The organism is Paracoccus sp. Arc7-R13, assembly GCF_004010775.1.
Lineage (GTDB): Bacteria > Pseudomonadota > Alphaproteobacteria > Rhodobacterales > Rhodobacteraceae > Paracoccus > Paracoccus marcusii.
Genome location: NZ_CP034810.1, coordinates 2,851,979 through 2,870,551, shown reverse-complemented (window position 1 = coordinate 2,870,551; position 18,573 = coordinate 2,851,979). Strand labels below are relative to the sequence as shown.

Annotated in this window: 19 protein-coding genes; 8 read left to right on the top strand and 11 right to left on the bottom strand. The window is 68.4% G+C overall.

Annotated features, from left to right (window positions below):
- Positions 1–16: 16 nt before the first annotated feature.
- From atpD to EOJ32_RS14220, 3 genes are all read left to right on the top strand, one after another.
- On the top strand, positions 17–1,441 hold the full coding sequence (atpD, locus tag EOJ32_RS14230) for a F0F1 ATP synthase subunit beta (RefSeq protein WP_045982956.1): 1,425 nt from the start codon (positions 17–19) through the stop codon (positions 1,439–1,441).
- Between the two features lie 9 nt (positions 1,442–1,450).
- Positions 1,451–1,900 carry a F0F1 ATP synthase subunit epsilon gene (locus tag EOJ32_RS14225; protein ID WP_045982955.1) on the top strand — a complete coding sequence of 150 codons (450 nt, stop codon included), beginning with the start codon at positions 1,451–1,453 and terminating at the stop codon, positions 1,898–1,900.
- Positions 1,901–2,002: 102 nt separating this feature from the next.
- Positions 2,003–2,350 carry an H-type lectin domain-containing protein gene (locus EOJ32_RS14220; RefSeq protein WP_045982954.1) on the top strand — a complete coding sequence of 116 codons (348 nt, stop codon included), beginning with the start codon at positions 2,003–2,005 and terminating at the stop codon, positions 2,348–2,350.
- On the opposite strand, the gene EOJ32_RS14215 is transcribed toward EOJ32_RS14220, so the two are convergent.
- On the bottom strand, positions 2,347–3,123 hold the full coding sequence (locus EOJ32_RS14215; protein WP_127899011.1) for an alpha/beta fold hydrolase: 777 nt from the start codon (positions 3,121–3,123) through the stop codon (positions 2,347–2,349). The two genes, EOJ32_RS14220 and EOJ32_RS14215, sit on opposite strands and share 4 nt — an antisense overlap.
- Positions 3,120–3,716: a 2-hydroxychromene-2-carboxylate isomerase gene (locus EOJ32_RS14210; RefSeq protein ID WP_127899010.1), complete on the bottom strand. Its 597-nt coding sequence runs from the start codon at positions 3,714–3,716 to the stop codon at positions 3,120–3,122. Before EOJ32_RS14210 ends, EOJ32_RS14215 begins: the two co-directional genes overlap by 4 nt.
- An 84-nt stretch (positions 3,717–3,800) precedes the next feature.
- Between EOJ32_RS14210 and EOJ32_RS14205 the strand changes: the two genes are divergently transcribed.
- Complete coding sequence (locus EOJ32_RS14205) at positions 3,801–4,820, top strand: ribose-phosphate pyrophosphokinase (protein ID WP_045982951.1); 1,020 nt, start codon at positions 3,801–3,803, stop codon at positions 4,818–4,820.
- Between the two features lie 63 nt (positions 4,821–4,883).
- Here the strand turns inward: EOJ32_RS14205 and purD are convergent, their stop codons facing one another.
- A complete protein-coding gene (purD, locus tag EOJ32_RS14200; protein ID WP_127899009.1) occupies positions 4,884–6,140 on the bottom strand; it encodes a phosphoribosylamine--glycine ligase in 1,257 nt (418 codons plus the stop codon).
- A 62-nt stretch (positions 6,141–6,202) separates the two neighbouring features.
- Between purD and xseA the strand changes: the two genes are divergently transcribed.
- On the top strand, positions 6,203–7,786 hold the full coding sequence (gene xseA, locus EOJ32_RS14195; RefSeq protein WP_127899008.1) for an exodeoxyribonuclease VII large subunit: 1,584 nt from the start codon (positions 6,203–6,205) through the stop codon (positions 7,784–7,786).
- A gap of 2 nt (positions 7,787–7,788) precedes the next feature.
- Here the strand turns inward: xseA and EOJ32_RS14190 are convergent, their stop codons facing one another.
- Both EOJ32_RS14190 and eda read right to left on the bottom strand, forming a co-directional pair.
- Positions 7,789–8,985: an MFS transporter gene (locus EOJ32_RS14190; RefSeq protein ID WP_127899007.1), complete on the bottom strand. Its 1,197-nt coding sequence runs from the start codon at positions 8,983–8,985 to the stop codon at positions 7,789–7,791.
- Positions 8,986–8,987: 2 nt separating this feature from the next.
- Positions 8,988–9,629, bottom strand: coding sequence for a bifunctional 4-hydroxy-2-oxoglutarate aldolase/2-dehydro-3-deoxy-phosphogluconate aldolase (gene eda / locus EOJ32_RS14185; protein ID WP_045982919.1), 642 nt, complete (start codon positions 9,627–9,629; stop codon positions 8,988–8,990).
- 261 nt (positions 9,630–9,890) lie between these two features.
- On the opposite strand from eda, the gene rpsB reads away from it, so the two are divergent.
- Together rpsB and tsf are read left to right on the top strand one after the other, a co-directional pair.
- Positions 9,891–10,673 carry a 30S ribosomal protein S2 gene (gene rpsB, locus EOJ32_RS14180; protein WP_045982920.1) on the top strand — a complete coding sequence of 261 codons (783 nt, stop codon included), beginning with the start codon at positions 9,891–9,893 and terminating at the stop codon, positions 10,671–10,673.
- Between the two features lie 84 nt (positions 10,674–10,757).
- Positions 10,758–11,669, top strand: coding sequence for a translation elongation factor Ts (gene tsf / locus EOJ32_RS14175; protein ID WP_127899006.1), 912 nt, complete (start codon positions 10,758–10,760; stop codon positions 11,667–11,669).
- Between the two features lie 187 nt (positions 11,670–11,856).
- Here the strand turns inward: tsf and EOJ32_RS14170 are convergent, their stop codons facing one another.
- A complete protein-coding gene (locus EOJ32_RS14170) occupies positions 11,857–12,615 on the bottom strand; it encodes a LuxR family transcriptional regulator (protein ID WP_127899005.1) in 759 nt (252 codons plus the stop codon).
- Between the two features lie 210 nt (positions 12,616–12,825).
- On the opposite strand from EOJ32_RS14170, the gene EOJ32_RS14165 reads away from it, so the two are divergent.
- Positions 12,826–13,413 carry a d(CMP) kinase gene (locus tag EOJ32_RS14165; RefSeq protein WP_127899004.1) on the top strand — a complete coding sequence of 196 codons (588 nt, stop codon included), beginning with the start codon at positions 12,826–12,828 and terminating at the stop codon, positions 13,411–13,413.
- A gap of 37 nt (positions 13,414–13,450) precedes the next feature.
- Here the strand turns inward: EOJ32_RS14165 and ade are convergent, their stop codons facing one another.
- The 5 genes from ade to EOJ32_RS14140 form a co-directional block, all read right to left on the bottom strand.
- The gene (gene ade, locus EOJ32_RS14160; RefSeq protein ID WP_127899003.1) at positions 13,451–15,145 is read right to left on the bottom strand and encodes an adenine deaminase; all 1,695 of its coding nucleotides are present in this window, start codon (positions 15,143–15,145) and stop codon (positions 13,451–13,453) included.
- Between the two features lie 61 nt (positions 15,146–15,206).
- Complete coding sequence (gene hisH, locus EOJ32_RS14155; protein ID WP_127899002.1) at positions 15,207–15,836, bottom strand: imidazole glycerol phosphate synthase subunit HisH; 630 nt, start codon at positions 15,834–15,836, stop codon at positions 15,207–15,209.
- Positions 15,836–16,423, bottom strand: a complete 588-nt coding sequence (gene hisB / locus EOJ32_RS14150) for an imidazoleglycerol-phosphate dehydratase HisB (protein WP_046001062.1) — start codon at positions 16,421–16,423, stop codon at positions 15,836–15,838. Before hisB ends, hisH begins: the two co-directional genes overlap by 1 nt.
- Positions 16,424–16,468: 45 nt before the next feature.
- Positions 16,469–17,815, bottom strand: coding sequence for a TrkH family potassium uptake protein (locus EOJ32_RS14145; protein WP_240542445.1), 1,347 nt, complete (start codon positions 17,813–17,815; stop codon positions 16,469–16,471).
- Positions 17,812–18,468, bottom strand: a complete 657-nt coding sequence (locus EOJ32_RS14140; RefSeq protein ID WP_045982927.1) for a TrkA family potassium uptake protein — start codon at positions 18,466–18,468, stop codon at positions 17,812–17,814. Before EOJ32_RS14140 ends, EOJ32_RS14145 begins: the two co-directional genes overlap by 4 nt.
- Positions 18,469–18,573 lie beyond the last annotated feature (105 nt).

Sequence of the window (18,573 nt, the reverse complement as noted above, 5' to 3'; positions counted from 1 at the left end):
AAGCAAAGGTGACAACATGGCAGAGGCCACTGGTAAAATCACGCAGGTGATCGGCGCCGTCGTTGACGTGCAGTTCGAAGACCGGCTTCCCGCGATTCTGAACGCGCTGGTAACCCAAAACAACGGCAAGACGCTGGTGCTGGAAGTTGCCCAGCATCTGGGCGAGAACACCGTCCGCACCATCGCCATGGACGCGACCGAAGGTCTGGTCCGCGGCGAGGTCGTGACCGACACCGGCAACCCGATCATGGTGCCCGTGGGCGACGTGACCCTGGGCCGCATCCTGAACGTCGTGGGCGAGCCCGTGGACGAGGGTGAAGCCCTGGCCACCAGCGAGACCCGCGCCATCCACCAGGCCGCTCCGGACTTCGCCGCGCAGGCGACCAGCTCGGAGATCCTGGTGACCGGCATCAAGGTCATCGACCTACTGGCCCCCTATTCCAAGGGCGGCAAGATCGGCCTGTTCGGCGGCGCCGGTGTGGGCAAGACGGTTCTGATCATGGAACTGATCAACAACATCGCCAAGGTGCACTCGGGCTATTCGGTGTTCGCCGGCGTGGGTGAGCGCACCCGCGAGGGCAACGACCTGTACCACGAGATGGTCGAATCGGGCGTCATCGTTCCCGACAACCTAGTCGATTCGAAAGTGGCCCTGGTCTATGGCCAGATGAACGAGCCGCCGGGCGCCCGCATGCGCGTCGCCCTGACCGGTCTGACCCTGGCGGAGCAGTTCCGCGACGCGTCGGGCACGGACGTGCTGTTCTTCGTGGACAACATCTTCCGCTTCACCCAGGCCGGGTCCGAAGTGTCGGCTCTGCTGGGCCGCATCCCGTCCGCTGTGGGCTATCAGCCGACGCTGGCCACCGACATGGGCGCGATGCAGGAACGCATCACCTCGACCAAGAACGGCTCGATCACCTCGATCCAGGCCGTCTACGTCCCGGCCGACGACCTTACCGACCCGGCGCCCGCCACGACCTTCGCCCACCTGGACGCCACGACGGTTCTGTCGCGCGCGATCTCGGAACTGGGCATCTACCCGGCCGTGGACCCGCTGGACTCCAACAGCCGCATCCTGGACCCCGCCGTCGTCGGCGAGGAGCACTACCAGGTGGCGCGCGATGTGCAGGGCATCCTGCAGAAGTACAAGTCGCTGCAGGACATCATCGCGATCCTGGGCATGGACGAACTGTCCGAAGAGGACAAGCTGACCGTGACCCGTGCGCGCAAGATCCAGCGCTTCCTGTCGCAGCCCTTCGACGTTGCCAAGGTCTTCACCGGTTCCGACGGCGTCCAGGTGCCGCTGGAGAAGACCATCGCCTCGTTCAAGGCGGTCGTCGCGGGTGAGTACGACCACCTGCCGGAATCGGCCTTCTACATGGTCGGCGACATCGACGACGTGAAGGCCAAGGCAGAGCGTCTGGCCGCAGAAGCGGCGTAAGGGGGCAGAATGGCCGATACCATGCAGTTCGACCTCGTGTCGCCGGAACGGAGCCTCGCCTCCGTTCCCGTGCGCGAGGTGCGCCTGCCGGGCAGCGATGGCGATCTGACCGCCATGCCCGGCCATGCGCCCACGATCGTGACCCTGCGTCCGGGCATGGTGATCCTGGTGGGTGCCGACGGCACCACCAGCGAATTCGCCGTCACCGGCGGCTTTGCCGAGATCAACCAGGACAGCGTCAGCCTGCTGGCCGAACGCGGACACCCGCGCGAGGAGATCACGCAGGACGTCTACAACGACATGATGAAGGACGCCCACCGCGCCCATCGCAGCGCCAAGGATCGGCGCGAACATGTCGGCGAAGAGGTCGTGACCGCCGCCGTCAAGCTTCTGGGCGACATGCAGGCGCTTGGCACCCATATCGGGCTGGACCCCAATCAGTCGACGGTTCCGGACTGATCCGTCCGACCATCGACATCTTGAAAGGCCCCGGCACTGCCGGGGCTTTTTTTTCACCCTGGCCGCCGCTAGCATCGCCGCGCGGGTGACGGGAAGGACCGGATGATACGATTTGCAACCCACGAGATCGGGATCGCACGCGGTGCAGTCACGATGGTCTCTGATTTCGACACGCAGGGGCCGATGTGGACCGAGACGGGCGATCGGTCGCACCGCCAGCGTGTCGAGTTCGGCGACCGCTTCGTGGCGCCGCCTGTTGTGCATCTTGGCGTCGGGATGTGGGACCTGGACAGCGATCGCAACCAGCGCGGCGACCTGCAGGTCGAGAACGTGACCCTGACCGGGTTCGACATCCTCTTCCGCACCTGGGGCGACACCCGCATCGCGCGGATGCGGGTGGAGTGGATGGCCATTGGGGCCGTGCCCGACGAACAGGACTTCATCCTCTAGGCGCGGTCCAGGTTGACCCCGATCAGTCCCGCGACCTGTTCCGGATGGGTCAGGGGCGCCATGTGGCCGGCACCGGGGATCGTGGCGCGCCCGACATCGGGCAACCGGCCCGCCAGCGCGTCGATGATGCCGCCGATCACCGCCGGGCTGTCGGCCCCCTGGATCAGCAGCACCGGGGCGTCGACCTGCTCCAACCCGCCCTCGCGCAGGATGCGGGCGCTGTCATGGCGAAGCGCGTCGCCGGTCCCGGCCACCAGCCGGATCTGGCGCACCATCTGGGCGCGGGCCTCGGGGGGCAGACGGTCGGGGTCCTGCGCGCCCCAGACCGACAGGAAGGCCGCCATGGCCTGGTCGTCCTGGCCCTGGTCCAGAAGGTCGGCCATGCGGGCATCCAGCGCGTCCTGGGCCGGGTCCGGGCAGGCGGCGAACAGCACCGGTTCGATCAGGGTCAGGCTGCGCACGGCATCGGGCGCCGCGACCGCGATCCGCAGCGCCACGGTCGCGCCGAAGCTGTGGCCGATCAGGTCCAGCGGCCGGTCGATCATCGCCGCCGCCAGACGCGTGACCGCGGTGTGATAGTCGGGGCCGTCGGGCTGGGGCTGCCAGTCGTCGCTGCGCCCGTGGCCCGGCATGTCGAAGCCTCGCAGATCGACGCGCCTCTCCAGCAGCCGCGCGATCGGACCCCAGGCCGACCCGCTGCCCATCATGCAATGAAGCGCCAGTGCCGGGCGATCCGGATCGCCCGGCCAGTGCCGCAGGTGCAGTCCGCTCATAGCGCGGCCAGATGGCGGTCCAGAAAGTCCAGCCGGTCCTGGCCCCAGAACCGCTGATCGGTCTCGCGCACGACATAGAAGGGGGCGCCGAAGGCCCCGGCGGCCACTGCCTGTTCCAGGTTGCGGCCGTAGGTCTCGGCGCCCACGAACAGGCCCGTGTCGGCCAGGGACGGGTCGAACCCGTTGGCGCCCAGGATGTCGCGGATCACCGCGTCGTCGCTGATGTCGCGTTCCTCGGCCCAGACCGCCCGCAGAAAGCTCTGGGCCAGCGCGCCGACATCGCCCCCCGCCGCCTGCGCCGCGATGATGGCATAGGACGACGGCGCCATGTTCACCGGCCAATGCGCGGGCTTGAGGTTCAGGGGCATGTCCAGATGGTCGGCCCACCGGGGCAGTTCCTGGTTGCGGTAGTCCATCCGGCTGGCATGGCGCTGCGCCGGGCGCACCCCGCCGGTCCGGTCGAACAGCTGCAGCAGGTCCAGCGGCTTGTAGGTGATCTGCGCGCCGTGCCGGGCGGCGATCTGTTCCAGGCGGTCGCCGGCAAGATAGCACCAGGGGCTGATCGTCCCTAGATAATAGTCGATATGGGCCATGGCCTTGTCCTTTCCGGGTTTGCCCGCAGGCTAGCCCGGTGCTAAGGCAACCGCAATCTGACGCAACCGCCAAAGGCCCGCCCCATGCCCGTCATGACCGAACCCAAGCTGATTTCCGGAAACGCCAACCGACCGCTGGCCCAGTCCATCGCGCGGCGCATGTCCCTGCATCGCGGCATGAGCGTCAACCTGCTGGACGCCCGCGTCGAACGCTTCAACGACCAGGAGATCTTCGTCGAGGTCTACGAGAACGTCCGCGGCGAGGACATGTACATCATCCAGCCCACGTCGAACCCGGCCAACGACAACCTGATGGAGCTGCTGATCATGACCGACGCGCTGCGCCGGTCGTCGGCCGCGCGCATCACGGCGGTGATTCCCTATTTCGGCTATGCCCGCCAGGACCGCCGCGCCAAGGCCCGCACCCCGATCAGCGCCAAGCTGGTCGCGAACCTGCTGACCGAGGCGGGCGTGGACCGCGTCCTGACGCTGGACCTGCACGCGGCCCAGATCCAGGGCTTCTTCGACGTGCCGGTGGACAACCTCTATGCCGCGCCGGTCTTTGCGCTGGACGTGCAGCATCACTTCAAGGGGCGGATGAACGACCTGATGGTCGTGTCGCCCGACGTCGGCGGTGTGGCCCGGGCCCGCGAACTGGCCACCCGGATCGGTGCGCCTCTGTCCATCGTCGACAAGCGCCGCGAGAAGGCCGGAGAGATCGCCGAGATGACCGTGATCGGTGACGTGGCGGGCAAGGCCTGCATCATCGTGGACGACATCTGCGACACCGCCGGCACGCTGGTCAAGGCGGCGCAGGTGCTGACCGACAACGGCGCGACCGAGGTCCATGCCTACATCACCCACGGCGTCCTTTCGGGCCCGGCGGTCGAGCGGGTCACCAATTCGGTGATGAAATCGCTGGTCATCACCGATTCGATCCAGCCCACCGATGCGGTCAGGAACGCGCCAAACATCCGCATCGTGCCGACCGCACCGATGTTCACGCAGGCGATCCTGAACATCTGGAACGGCACCTCGGTCAGCAGCCTGTTCGAGACGGACACCCTTCTGCCGATCTACGAAGGGCTGTATTCGCCGATCTGACCGGATCGTCCCGACGGCGTCCAAGGGCCGGCCCCGTCGCGGGGCCGGCCCTTTGTCATGGGTTCACAGCGCGCGCCAGCCGATGTCGCGGCGGCAGAAGCCCTGCGGCCAGTCGATCGCGTCGACCAGCGCATAGGCGCGCTGATGCGCCTCGGCCAGGGTCGCGCCGCGCCCGGTGCAGGCCAGCACGCGCCCTCCGGTGGCGACAACCGCGCCATCGCGGTCGGCCGTGCCCGCGTGGAAGGTCATCTGAAAGCTGGTTTCGGGCAGGGCCTGCAGGCCGCCGATGACGGTCCCCTTGGCATAGCTGCCGGGATAGCCCTGGGCCGCCATGACCACCGTTAGGGCGTGATCGTCGGCCCAGGTCACGGGGGTTTGAGCCAGCCGCCCTTCGGCGCAGGCCAGCAGCACGTCCAAGACCTGCCCACCAAGCCGCATCATCAGCACCTGGCATTCCGGGTCGCCGAAGCGGACGTTATATTCGACCAGCCGCGCCTGTCCGTCCGCGATCATCAGCCCGGCATAGAGCACCCCCTGGAAGGGCATGCCGCGCCGCGCCATCTCGGCGATGGTGGGGCGCACGATGCGCTCCATCACCTGGTCCTGGATCGCCTGCGTCAGCACCGGGGCGGGGCTGTAGGCGCCCATGCCGCCAGTATTCGGGCCGGTATCGCCGTCGCCCACGCGCTTGTGGTCCTGGGCGGTGCCGATGGCCAGGCAGTCGGTGCCGTCCGAGAGGATGAAGAAGCTGGCCTCCTCTCCGTCCATGAACTCCTCGATGACGACGGACATGTCGCCGAAGGCCCCGTCAAAGATGTCGTCGATGGCGGCATGGGCCTGGTCCACCGTCTCGGCCACGGTGACGCCCTTGCCGGCGGCCAGCCCGTCGGCCTTGACCACGATGGGCGCCCCCTGGGCGGTCACGTAATCGCGCGCCGCGGCGGCATCGGTGAACCGGGCCCAGGCCGCGGTGGGGGCGGCGCAGGCGTCGCAGATCTCCTTGGTGAAGGTCTTGGAGGCCTCCAACTGGGCCGCGGCCTGCGACGGGCCAAAGACCAGGAAGCCCGCATCGCGCAGCGCGTCGGATACGCCCGCGGCCAGGGGCGCCTCGGGGCCGACGATGACGAAGTCGACGGCGTTCTCCTGCGCGAATTCCAGCACTTCGGCCCGCGACAGCACGTCCAGGTCGGCGCATTCGGCCACGCCCGCGATGCCCGCATTGCCGGGTGCCACGATCAGGCGGTCGCATTTCGGGTTCTGCCGGATCGCCCAGGCCAGCGCATGTTCGCGCCCGCCGCCGCCCAGGATCAGGATATTCATCTGCCGCCCTTTCGCTTGACCTTGCGGCGTTCTAGTCTGGCCCGGACAAGGGAACAAGACGCATGGACCTGCTGGACGACGACATGGACGATGCCCCGGAACCGGGCAGCAACGCGCATGAATTCACCGTGTCCGAACTGTCCGGCGCGGTCAAACGCAGCATCGAGGATCAGTTCGGCCGCGTTCGCGTCCGGGCCGAGGTCGGGCGCGTGTCCCGTCCCGGATCGGGGCATCTGTATTTCGACCTGAAGGACGACCGCGCCGTGCTGGCCGCCGTCACCTGGAAGGGGCAGGCCGCCCGCCTGATCCAGCGCCCCGAGGAGGGGATGGAGGTCATCGCCACCGGCCGCCTGACGACCTTTCCGGGCCAGTCGAAATACCAGATGATCGTCGATCAGATCGAGCCCGCCGGTGCGGGCGCGCTGATGGCCATGCTGGAGAAGCGTCGCAAGGCACTGGCGGCCGAGGGGCTGTTCGACCAGGACCGCAAGCGCGCCCTGCCGTTCCTGCCGCGTGTCATAGGGGTGGTGACCTCGCCGTCCGGTGCGGTGATCCGCGACATCCTGCACCGGCTGCGCGACCGCTTTCCGACCCGCGTGATCATCTGGCCGGTGGCCGTGCAGGGGGAGGGTTGCGCGCCGCAGGTCACCGCCGCGATCCGGGGCTTCAACGCGCTGTCGCCGGGCGGGCCGATCCCTCGGCCGGACCTGATCATCGTGGCGCGCGGCGGCGGGTCGCTGGAGGATCTGTGGGGCTTCAACGAAGAATCGGTCGTGCGGGCGGCGGCGGACAGCGCCATCCCCCTGATCTCGGCCGTGGGGCATGAGACGGACACGACGCTGATCGACTTCGCCTCGGACCGGCGCGCGCCGACGCCCACGGCTGCGGCCGAGATGGCCGTCCCGGTCCGCGCCGACCTGGCCGCGCGCCTGGCCGAGACCGGGGCGCGGATGGCGCGCAGCAATGCGCAGGCGATCCAACGCCCACGTCAGCGTCTGCGCGATCTGGCCCGCGCGCTTGGTCGTCCTGCTGCGCTGACCGAAGGCGCGCGGCAGCGGCTGGACCTGTGGGGCGGACGGCTGGAACCCGCGCTGCGGCAGCTGGCCCGGGCGCGGCGGCAGCAGCTGGCCTCGCGGCCCATGCCCGCGGCGATGCTGCGGCAGTTCACCCACGGCAAGCGCGCCGGGTTGGACCGGGCGCTGATGCGGCTGGAGGGCGCGCGCGCCCGACGGCTGGAGCGTCCGCGCGACCGTCTGGCGCAGCTGCGCCAGCGCCTGGACAATTCACTGGTGCGGGTACTCGCTGACACGCGGCGGGTGACAGCGCAGCAGGGCGCGCGTCTGGCCGATCTGGACCGGCGGCTGGTGGCGGCGATGGCCCGCATCCGCCGTCAGCGGCAGGATGCGCTGGTTCGGCTGGACCGGATGCGGCTGTCCCTGGGGCATGAACAGACGCTGCGGCGCGGCTTCGTGATCCTGCGCGACCCGGAGGGCGGGGTGATCACCACGCCCGAGGTCGCCGCCCGGACCCCGCGGATGGAGGTGCAATTCGCGGGCGACCGCCGCGTGGCCGTGCGCCCCGACGCCACGCCCGAGAAGCCCAAGCGCCGCAAGCCCGCGCCGCCCGAGCAGAAGACCCTGATCTGACCTCAGGCGGGGCGGCGGCGCATGACCAGCCAGAGCAGCGCCCCGCCCGCCAGCGCTAGGAAGGGCAGCATCGCCAGGTTCACCGCGTTCCAGCCCGCGACGATGGACCCGCCCGAACAGTTCATCAGCCCGCCCGACGACAGCGACGCCAGGAACACGCCGCCGAAGACCACGAAATCGTTCATGCCCTGAACGCGGCCGCGTTCCTCGGGGGTATGGGCGCGGGTCAGCATGGTGGTGGCGCCGATATAGCCGAAATTCCAGCCGATCCCCAGCAAAATCAGGGCGATGAAGAATTGCTCTAGTTCCACCCCGGACAGGGCGACGGCGCCCGCGGCGGCCAGGATCGCCAGGCCCAGCCCGACGATCCGCTCCGGTCCAAAGCGCGCGATCAGGTGGCCGGTGACGAAGCTGGGCGCGAACATGGCCAGCACATGCGCGCTGACGATGTTGGCGGCATCCGCCGTGTCATAGCCGCAGCCCACCACCGCCAAGGGCGTCGAGGTCATCACCAGGTTCATCAGCGCATAGGAGACCATGCCGCAGATCATCGCCACGGCGATGGCGGGGGTGCGCAGGATCTGCCCCATCGGGCGCCCCGTGGATGCGCCCGCCACCGGCGCGCGCGGCTTGGGGATGTCCAGGAAGGCGAACAGCAGCGGTCCTGCCAGGTTCAGACAGATCACCGCCAGATAGGTCGCCAGGAACGGCACGGCGGTCAGGTCGCTGGTCATGCGCACCAGCGCAGGCCCGATGATGGCGGCGGCCAGGCCCCCGGCCATGACCAGGCTGATGGCCTTTGGGGCGTAATCCTCGGGCGCGGTGTCGGTCGCGGCAAAGCGGTAGAAGCCCTGCGCCGACATGTAGATGCCGGTCAGCCCAGACCCCACCATGAACAGCGCGAACGAGCCCAGCCACAGCCCCGCCGCCGCGATCGCCGCGCCCAAGGCCCCCGCCGCCACGGCCAGCAGGAACCCCGCCTGCCGCCCGCGCGCCTGCATGAAGCGCGCCAGCGGCCGTGCCGACAGGGTCGAGCCCAGGATGATCATCGACAGCGGCAGCGTCACCAGGCAGGGATGCGGCGACAGGATCTGTCCCGCAAGCCCGCCCACGATGAAGATGACCGACATCTGCGCGCCCAGGATCGCCTGTGCCAGCACGAGGACCGTGACGTTCCTGCGGGCGCGCGCCAGGTCCATGGTCAGCCGCGCAGGGCGGCGGCGGTGCGGGCGCGATCCTCGATCGCCTGCCAGTTGCCGGCGGCCATGTCGGCATCGGTCACGATCCAGCTGCCGCCGACACAGATCACGTTGGGCAGGGACAGATAGCTGCCCGCGTTCTGGGGTGTCACGCCGCCCGTGGGGCAGAAGCTGATGCGGGGCAGGGGGCCCGCCAGCGATTTCAGCGCGGGGGCGCCGCCCACGGCCTCGGCCGGGAAGAACTTGAGCATGTCGAAGCCCGCATCGGCGGCCCGCATCACTTCGGAGGCGGTGACGGCGCCCGGCAGCAGCGGCAGGGCCAGATCCTCGCAGGCGGCGATCAGCCGGTCGGTCAGGCCCGGAGAGACCGCGAAGCTGGCGCCCGCGTCCTTGGCACGCTTGGCGTCATCCGGGGTCAGCACGGTGCCCGCGCCGACATGGCCGCCCGCGACACCGCTCATGGCGCGGATCGCGTCAAGCGCGGCGTCCGAGCGCAGCGTCACCTCCAGCACAGGCAACCCGCCCGCGACCAGCGCACGGGCCAGCCCCTCGGCATGGGCCACGTCCTTGATGACGATGACCGGGATCACCGGCGCCAGCTGGCACAGGGCTTTTGTCTGCCGGGACTGATCTTGGGGGGTCATGGCGGGCCTATCGCTTATGAATGGAACTGCTGCGAACCTGAACCCAAGCCCCGCCCGATGCAAGGGTGCCGCCATGCCGATGTTACCGCTATCTGCAGGAATGCCACAGCGAATCCGCTTGCCTTTCATCCGCACAGGGGCTATCGCGCGCCTACTTCACAGGCAGGGGAGGGCCTTGCGGGACATATCCGCAACGGTCCACCGGTTGGGGCGTCCGCCCTGAGACCCCCTGCCAAGGCGCAAACCGGAAAGGAACTCCTCATGGCGCTTCCCGAATTCTCGCTGCGTCAGCTTCTTGAAGCTGGCGTCCACTACGGTCACCAGACCCAACGCTGGAACCCCCGCATGGGCGAGTTCATCTATGGCGACCGCAACGGCATCCACATCCTGGACCTGACGCAGACCGTGCCGATGCTGGACGCGGCCCTGCAGGTCGTGCGCGACACCGTCGCCAAGGGCGGCCGCGTGCTGTTCGTCGGCACCAAGCGTCAGGCACAGCGTTCCATCGCGGAAGCGGCTGAAAAGTCGGCGCAGTTCTACATGAACCACCGCTGGCTGGGCGGCACGCTGACCAACTGGAAGACCGTCAGCCAGTCGATCAACCGCCTGAAGGCGATCGACGAGACGATGGCCGGCGGCGCCGAGGGCCTGACCAAGAAAGAGCGCCTGCAGCTGGAGCGCGAGCAGACCAAACTGCAAGCCTCGCTGGGCGGCATCCGCGACATGGGCGGCCTTCCCGACCTGCTGTTCGTCATCGACGTGAACAAGGAAGACCTGGCCATCCTGGAAGCCAAGAAGCTGGGCATCCCGGTCGTGGCCGTGGTCGACACCAACTGCTCGCCCGACGGCATCGACTACATCATCCCGGGCAACGACGACGCGGCCCGCGCCATCGCGCTGTACTGCGACCTGGTCAGCCGTGCGGCCCTGGACGGCATGACCGCGCACATGGGTGCGTCTGGCGTCGACCTGGGTTCGCTGGCCGAAGCGCCGGAAGAGCTGCTGGACGAGCCGGCGACCGAAGAGGCCGCAGCCGAGGCCTGATCCGCCCCGGAACCACCCATTCATCGGATTGTCGTCAGGCGGGGATATGCCCCGCCTGACGCGTTGAACAGATAGGAGACGGATATGGCAATCACCGCAGCGATGGTGAAGGAACTGCGCGAGACCACCGGCGCAGGCATGATGGACGCCAAGAAGGCCCTGACCGAGAACGACGGCAACATGGAAGCGGCCATCGACTGGCTGCGCACCAAGGGCCTGGCGAAAGCCGCCAAGAAGGCCGATCGCGTCGCCGCCGAAGGTCTGGTGGGCGTGCAGGTCTCGGGTGGCCGCGGCGTCGCCGTCGAGATCAACTCGGAAACCGACTTCGTCGCCAAGAACGCCGATTTCCAGCAGCTGGTCCGTGACATCACCGGCGTCGCGCTGAACGGCGCGGGCGAGATCGAGGCCCTGAAGGCCGCCGATCTGGACGGCAAGCCCGTCTCGGACGTCGTGACCGGCGCCATCGCCCGCATCGGCGAGAACCTGACCCTGCGCCGCGTGCAGGTCCTGGAAGGCGAGACCGTCGTGTCCTACGTGCACAACGCCGCCGCCGACGGCCTGGGCAAGATCGGCGTGCTGGTCGCACTGTCGGGTCCGGCGGACAAGGCGCAGACCGTGGGCAAGCAGTTCGCGATGCACATCGCGGCGACGAACCCCGTCTCGCTGTCGGAAGCGACCATGGACCCCGCCGCGCTGGAGCGCGAACTGCAGGTCCAGACCGCCAAGGCGCTGGAAGAGAACGCCTCTTCGGCCAAGCCGAAGCCCGAGGCCGTCATCCAGAACAACATCATCCCGGGCCGGATGAAGAAGTTCGTGGCCGAGAACACGCTGCTGGGTCAGGCCTTCGTGATGAACCCCGACCTGACGGTCGAGCAGGCAGCGGCCGAGGCCGGCGTCCAGATTACCGGCTATGCCCGCGTGATGGTCGGCGAAGGCATCGAGAAGAAGGAAGAGGATTTCGCAGCCGAGGTTGCCAAGACCCTCAGCGGCGCCTGATCCTTTCTTGATCGAACGACACGAATGCCGGCCCCCTGGGCCGGCATTTCGCGTTCCGGACCTTGGTGGCGGCGCCCGGCCAAGGCAACCTTGCCGCACGCCGCCTGTTCCTGACACTTGCGTGTCACCACTCACGGAACGCTACGATGTGACGCGGTTTCGGGGGCGGGCGAAACGGTGGAAAACCCTACCCCTGGCCCCCCAGCCTCAGCGAGGCGGCGGCAGGCTGGAACAGCTGATGCGTCACATGGGCCTTGAGCACGGCCTGGGGCGTCGTCTCGACCCCCAGGGCCTCGCGGGCCAAGCGCATGTGCTTTTCCACGGTGGCGGCGGTGATGCCCAAAATCACCGCGATCTCTCCGACGGTCTTGCCGGCCGAGCGCCAGCCCAGGACCTCGCGTTGGCGCGGGGTCAGGGTGGCCTTGGGCAGGTTGCGCTGCATCGTCGCGATGCGCATGTGCATCACCCAGGACAGCACCCGGACCTCGCGGCCCGACCGCGCCCAGGACGCCTGCAGGTTCTGCGCATCGGCACCCCGCCGCGGCATCACCACCACCGCGCCCACGCTGTGGAGGACCTTGTCGCGCAGGCTGATGATGCGGGCATGGCCCAGCCCGTGTTCCGCCGCCAGCCCGAAGGACCGCGACGGGCCGAATTGGTCCTGCAACGCGTCGGACGCGATGTCGCCGTCATTGTCGCGCACCCATTCGACCCAGGGGTCCTGATCCAGATCGCGCAGCCGCTGGGCTTGTTCGATCAGATCGGGGGGTAGGTTGCTGAAGACCACGGGGTTGTCGCGCAACAGCGCCCTGGGCACCGTCAGCATGAAACGCGCGGCATAAAGGGCGTGATCGTAGCCAAGCTGGCCGACCGCTTCCAGAAATACGGAGCGGATGTCGGCAATGGTCGGGGCGTCCAGAAGACGTTCGATAAAACCTGATAACATCTATGTCTAAAACTCAATGCGTTCTTAAAGTCCCATAGGACGGCGCAGCGCAGAGATTGCCAAGGGGTAATGTCGTGAAAATATCGCGATGGCCGGTGATCTGAATATTGCGCGTGGCGGTCCGGGGGCGGGGGTGCTGGACGCGTGACCCCGGGCATGCGAAGGGTGCGGGACATTCCGTTCTCAACGCCAACCGACAGATCGCCTGCCATGCCCTTCATCATCGCCATCGACGGACCGGCCGCATCGGGCAAGGGCACCATCGCCCGCGCGCTGGCCGACCGGTTCGGATTTCACCACCTGGACACGGGTCTGCTGTACCGGGCGACCGGCGCCAAGGGGGGCGATCCTGTCGCGGCGGCCCATTCGTTGAACGCGGAGGATCTGGCCCGCCCGGACCTGCGCAGCGCCGAGGCGGGTCAGGCCGCCAGCCGCATCGCGGCCATTCCCGACGTCCGCGCGGCCCTGGTCGCGTTCCAGCACCGCTTTGCCGCGCAGGACCCCGGCGCCGTGCTGGACGGGCGCGACATCGGCACGGTCATCTGTCCCGATGCGGCGGTCAAGCTGTACGTAGTCGCCTCGGACGAGGTGCGGGCGGCGCGCCGCGCGGCGGAACTGGGCGCCGACCCCGAGGAGATGCTGGCCCAGCTGCGCGAACGCGACCTGCGCGACAGCCAGAGGGCGACGGCGCCGCTGCGCCCGGCCGAGGATGCGGTCGTGCTGGATACCAGCACGCTGAGCATCGACGATGCCGTCGCGCGCGCCGTGGCCGAGGTGTTGCGCGTCCGGGGCGACTGACGGGCCTGGTGCCCCTCCCGCACCGATACCGGCGGGGTCAGGGGGCGATGATCTCGAATTTCGCGACATCGACCATGCCGCGATCGGTGATCTTCAGCGCGGGAATGACCGGCAGGGCCAGGAAGGCCAGCTGCAGGAACGGCTCCTCCAGCGTCGTGCCCAGGGTCCGGGCCGCCTCCCGCAGGGCGATCAGCGTGTCGCGCACGGTCTCGAACGGCTCAAGGCTCATCAGCCCCGCGACCGGCAGGGGCAGTTCCGCCAGGATACGGCCGTCGCAGGCCACGACGAATCCCCCCTCCAGATCGGTCAGCCGGTTGGCCGCCAGCGCCATGTCCGCGTAATCGACGCCCACCACGGCGATGTTGTGATGATCATGGCACAGCGTCGAGGCGATGGCTCCGCGCGCCAGCCCGAACCCCTGTACGAAGCCGGTGGCGATGTTGCCGTTCCGCCCATGCCGCTCGATCACCGCGATGCGGGACAGATCTCGGGCGGGATTGGGGCGCTTGTCGCCGTCCTGCGGCGGGATGTCGTGGGTCAGGTGTTCGGTGATGATCTTGCCTTCCAGGATGCCGATCACCGGGGTTTCCGTGCGGTTGCCGGTGCAGCGGAAATCCTGCGGCGTCACCTTGGGCGCCTTGACCGAGGCGCGGCCCACCGGCGCCACCGTCCCGCGCGCGGCGAAGGCCGCGTCATCGACCACCCGCCCGCCGGTCAGGACCAGCTGCGCGTGGCACTCCTCCAGGCTGTCGATGGCCACGATATCGGCACGCAGGCCCGGCGCGATCAGTCCGCGATCCTTCAGCCCGAAGGCCTCGGCCGCCGACAGCGATGCCGCGCGATAGGCCGCCAGCGGCGATGTGCCAAGCGCGATGAGCCGGCGGATCATGTAGTCCAGATGCCCATGCTCTCCGATGTCCAGCGGATTGCGGTCGTCGGTGCACAGGCACAGATAGGCGCTGGTCGCCTCGGTCAGGATCGGCTGCAGCGCGTCCAGGTCCTTGCTGACCGAGCCTTCGCGGATCAGGACGCGCATCCCCTTGCGCAGCTTCTCCAGCGCTTCCTCGGCGGTCGTGGCCTCATGCTCGGTGCGGATGCCGGCGGCGACATAGGCGTTCAGGTCCAGACCCGTCAGCTGCGGGCAATGCCCGTCGATATGGCCGCCCGCGAACAGGCGCAGCTTGGCGATGGCGGCCGGATCGCGGTGGATCACGCCGGGATAGTTCATGAATTCGGCCAGCCCGATGGCCGAAGGGTGGCCCATGACCTGCGCCAGATCCCCGGCCTCGATCCGCGCGCCGGATGTCTCCATCTCCGTGGACGGCACGCAGGAGGACAGCTGCACCCGCAGGTCCATCAGCAGATGCTCGGAGGCGGCCTGGAAATACCGGATGCCGTCCAGGCCGATGACATTGGCGATCTCGTGCGGGTCGCAGATGGCCGTGGTGACGCCGCGGGGCGTCACGCAGCGGTCGAACTCGAAGGGCGTGACCAGGCTGCTTTCGACATGCAGATGCGTGTCGATGAAGCCCGGCACCAGGATCAGCCCGCTGACATCGATCACGCGGGTGCCGTCGTAATCGCCGATGCCTGCGATGCGGTCGCCGCAGATCGCCACGTCGCCCGTCATCATCGTGCCGGTGATCAGATCGAAGACCCGGCCGCCGCGCAGGATCAGGTCGGCGGGCTGATCGCCCCGGGCCACGGCGATGCGGCATTCCAGATCATCCATCACTCTCTCCTGTCCGTTTGCGGCACATGACCGCAAACGGCGCCGGAGGTCCAGTGACCCCTCAGGGGTTCCAGCGCAGGAAGTTGGCGATCAGGCGCAGGCCCACGGCCTGGGACTTCTCGGGGTGGAACTGGGTGCCGACGATATTGTCGCGTCCGACCACCGCCGTCACCGGCCCGCCGTAATCGATATGCGCCAAGAGATGCGCGGGGTCCGCCACCTGGAACTGCCAGCTGTGGACGAAATAGGCGTGATCGCCGGTCGCGATCCCCTCCAGCACGGGGTGGGGGCGGTCGATGACCAGATCGTTCCAGCCCATATGCGGCACCTTGAGGCCGGGGGCGGCGATGGCGCGGATCTCTCCGCCGATCCAGTCCAGGCCGGGCGTCTCGCGGTATTCATGCCCCGTGGTCGCCAGCATCTGCATGCCGACGCAGATGCCCATGAAGGGCACGCCGCGGGTGATCACCGCGTCCTGGATCGCCTCGGCCATACCGTCCACCTCGCCCAGGGCGGTGCGGCAGGCGGGAAAGGCCCCGTCGCCGGGCAGCACGATGCGGTCGGCACGGGCGGCGACCTCGGGGTCCGAGGTCACGACGACCTCGGCGCCCGCGTCGCGGCCCATCAGCTGGAACGCCTTTTCGGCCGAATGCAGGTTGCCGCTGTCGTAATCGACCAGCGCGACCCGCATCACAGCGCCCCCTTGGTCGAGGGCAGCACGCCCGCCATGCGCGGATCGGGCTCGACCGCCTCGCGTAGCGCGCGGGCGACGGCCTTGAAGGCGGCCTCGGCGATGTGGTGGCTGTTCAGCCCGTGCAGGCGGTCCACATGCAGCGTGATGCCGCCATGCGTGGACAGCGCCTGGAAGAATTCGCGCACCAGTTCGGTGTCGAACGTGCCGATCTTTTCCGACGGAAAGTCGACGTTCCAGACCAGATAGGGCCGCGCCGACAGGTCCAGCGCCGCGCGGACCAGCGAATCGTCCATGGCCAGCAGGAAGCTGCCGTAACGGCGGATGCCCTTCTTGTCGCCCAGTGCCGCGACCAGGGCCTGGCCGATGGCGATGCCGGTATCCTCGACCGTGTGGTGGTCGTCGATATGCAGGTCGCCCTCGGCGCGGATGGTCATGTCGATCAGCGAATGGCGCGACAGCTGGTCCAGCATGTGATCGAAGAAGCCCACGCCGGTCCGGTTATCATAGACCCCGGTGCCGTCGAGGTTCAGCGTCACCTCGATCGAGGTTTCCGAGGTCTTGCGGGTGATGGTCGCCTGGCGCATGGGATGTCCTTCCTGTCAGGGCGCCTTATAGGGGCGGCAGGCGCATCAGCCAAGGTGCACTTGGCCCGCGGGATATCGCACCCGCGGCACCATCCGCGTGGCCAGGAAGAACCCCAGGGTCAGCGGTCCGACCCGGCCCAGGAACATCACCACCATGATGACCGCACGCCCGAATTCGGACAGTTCAGGCGTATAGGCCCGCGACAGGCCGACCGTGCCGAAGGCCGACGACACCTCGAACGCGATGTCGACGAAATCGCCGCCCTCGCTGATCAGCAGCAGAAAGATCGCGGTGACGATGACGGCCGAGGCCATCGCCATCAGCGCCATCGCCTTGAGCACGTCGCCAAGGGGGATGGACCGGCCGAACCCCGTCACCTCGGTCCGGCGGCGCAGGAACGCCCAGGTCGCCAGCAGCATCACGAAGACGGTCGTCACCTTGAGCCCGCCGCCCGTCGAGGTGGGGCCGGCACCGATGATCATCAGGATCATGTATATGAACGAGGTGGAATCCTCCAACCCCGCGATGTCGGTCGAATTGAACCCCGCGGTGCGGGTGGTCACGCCCTGGAACCACGCGACGGTCAGGCGGGCGGTGATGCTGTGATACTGTGCCAGCGTGTTGGGGTTGTCCCATTCCAGGATCGCGGTCATGGCGACGCCGCCCACGATCAGGATGGCGGTGCCGACCATCATCATCCGCGTGTGCAGCGACCAGCCGCGCCAGAACGCGCGCTGGTACAGGTCGGCGATGACGACGTAGCCGATGCCGCCCGCGATGAACAGGACCGGGATCACCACGTTGACCACCGGGTCCAGCGCGTATCCCGTCAGCCCCGGAGAGAAGGTCGAAAAGCCCGCGTTGTTGAACGCCGAGACGGAATGGAAGATCGCATGCCACAGCCCCGGGCCCAGCCCGTGATGGGGCATGAAGGACAGGCACAGCAGCATCGCGCCCGCGACCTCGGCCATGACGACGATGCGCAGGATGGTCCAGACCAGCCGCGTCAGCTTGCCGTACGAGGTCTGGTTCAGGTCCTCGCGCAGATAGGTGCCCTGGGTGATGCCCAGGGGGCGGCCCAGGGCCGACCAGATCAGCACCGCAAAGGTCATCAGGCCCAGCCCGCCCAGCTGGATCAGCACCGCGATGACCAGCTGTCCCCAGAACGCATAGACCAGTTCGGTGTCAACCACGTTCAGCCCCGTCACCGTCACCGCCGAGGTCGAGGTGAACAGCGCATCCGACAGCGTGATCGGCGTGTGCGTCATCGGCGGCAGCATCAGCAGCAGGCCGCCCACCGCGATCAGGGTCAGGTACCCCACCGCCAGCACGGCCGGCGGGGGCGTGCGCGCCAGCCAGCGCCGCAGCGCCGAGGGGCGGGGCCGCTTCACAGCCGGTCGCCGAAACCGGTCAGGTCCACCCGCTTGCCCAGCAGCAGCAGGCGGTCGTTGGCCTGCAGGACCGGGTCCTCTCCGCGGATGTCGCGATATTCGGTGCCGCGCATCATGCCCAGGATCTCGATCCCCGGGCCGGGGTTCAACTGCGACAGGGTACGGCCCGACAGGCGGTGCGGGATCATCAGGTTCACCACCGAATAGCCGTTGCCCAGGCTGACATAGTCCTGGACCGCCGGGTTGTTCAGCATCTGCGCGGTGTGGCGGCCCATCTCCAGCCCCGGCATGACGACGCGGTCGGCGCCGATCTTGGACAGGATGCGGTGATGGGTGCGGTTGTCGGCCTTGGCCCAGACCGTGCCCACGCCCACCAGCCGCAGGTTCATCGCGGCGATCACGTTGCTTTCCAGGTTGTTGCCGATCGACACCAGCCCCACGTCATAGCGGTCGACGCCCGCCTCGCGCAGCGCGCCTTCGTCGGTGGCGTCCAGGATCAGCGACGCGGGCAGCTGTTCTGCCAGCGCCGCCACCCGCCGCGGGTCCTTGTCGATGCCCATGACCTGGTTGCCGAAGCGCGCCAGTTCGGCGGCCACGACGCTGCCAAAGGCGCCAAGCCCGATCACGACAAAGCTGCGGTTCACTTTTCCCATCGGGTCCTCGCCACGGCGCAAAACGCGAATGCTTGGTCACGGTCGCCGGCAAAGTCAACGGTCGGACCGGGCAGGCCGGTGGGAACCAAATGTCCGGCAGTGGCC

Excerpts from the sequence above, each read along its gene's own strand:
- atpD (WP_045982956.1), top strand. The coding sequence starts at position 17 with ATGGCAGAGGCCACTGGTAAAATCACGCAGGTGATCGGCGCCGTCGTT.
- EOJ32_RS14225 (WP_045982955.1), top strand. The coding sequence starts at position 1,451 with ATGGCCGATACCATGCAGTTCGACCTCGTGTCGCCGGAACGGAGCCTC.
- EOJ32_RS14220 (WP_045982954.1), top strand. The coding sequence starts at position 2,003 with ATGATACGATTTGCAACCCACGAGATCGGGATCGCACGCGGTGCAGTC.
- EOJ32_RS14215 (WP_127899011.1), bottom strand. The coding sequence starts at position 3,123 with ATGAGCGGACTGCACCTGCGGCACTGGCCGGGCGATCCGGATCGCCCG.
- EOJ32_RS14210 (WP_127899010.1), bottom strand. The coding sequence starts at position 3,716 with ATGGCCCATATCGACTATTATCTAGGGACGATCAGCCCCTGGTGCTAT.
- EOJ32_RS14205 (WP_045982951.1), top strand. The coding sequence starts at position 3,801 with ATGCCCGTCATGACCGAACCCAAGCTGATTTCCGGAAACGCCAACCGA.
- purD (WP_127899009.1), bottom strand. The coding sequence starts at position 6,140 with ATGAATATCCTGATCCTGGGCGGCGGCGGGCGCGAACATGCGCTGGCC.
- xseA (WP_127899008.1), top strand. The coding sequence starts at position 6,203 with ATGGACCTGCTGGACGACGACATGGACGATGCCCCGGAACCGGGCAGC.
- EOJ32_RS14190 (WP_127899007.1), bottom strand. The coding sequence starts at position 8,985 with ATGGACCTGGCGCGCGCCCGCAGGAACGTCACGGTCCTCGTGCTGGCA.
- eda (WP_045982919.1), bottom strand. The coding sequence starts at position 9,629 with ATGACCCCCCAAGATCAGTCCCGGCAGACAAAAGCCCTGTGCCAGCTG.
- rpsB (WP_045982920.1), top strand. The coding sequence starts at position 9,891 with ATGGCGCTTCCCGAATTCTCGCTGCGTCAGCTTCTTGAAGCTGGCGTC.
- tsf (WP_127899006.1), top strand. The coding sequence starts at position 10,758 with ATGGCAATCACCGCAGCGATGGTGAAGGAACTGCGCGAGACCACCGGC.
- EOJ32_RS14170 (WP_127899005.1), bottom strand. The coding sequence starts at position 12,615 with ATGTTATCAGGTTTTATCGAACGTCTTCTGGACGCCCCGACCATTGCC.
- EOJ32_RS14165 (WP_127899004.1), top strand. The coding sequence starts at position 12,826 with ATGCCCTTCATCATCGCCATCGACGGACCGGCCGCATCGGGCAAGGGC.
- ade (WP_127899003.1), bottom strand. The coding sequence starts at position 15,145 with ATGGATGATCTGGAATGCCGCATCGCCGTGGCCCGGGGCGATCAGCCC.
- hisH (WP_127899002.1), bottom strand. The coding sequence starts at position 15,836 with ATGCGGGTCGCGCTGGTCGATTACGACAGCGGCAACCTGCATTCGGCC.
- hisB (WP_046001062.1), bottom strand. The coding sequence starts at position 16,423 with ATGCGCCAGGCGACCATCACCCGCAAGACCTCGGAAACCTCGATCGAG.
- EOJ32_RS14140 (WP_045982927.1), bottom strand. The coding sequence starts at position 18,468 with ATGGGAAAAGTGAACCGCAGCTTTGTCGTGATCGGGCTTGGCGCCTTT.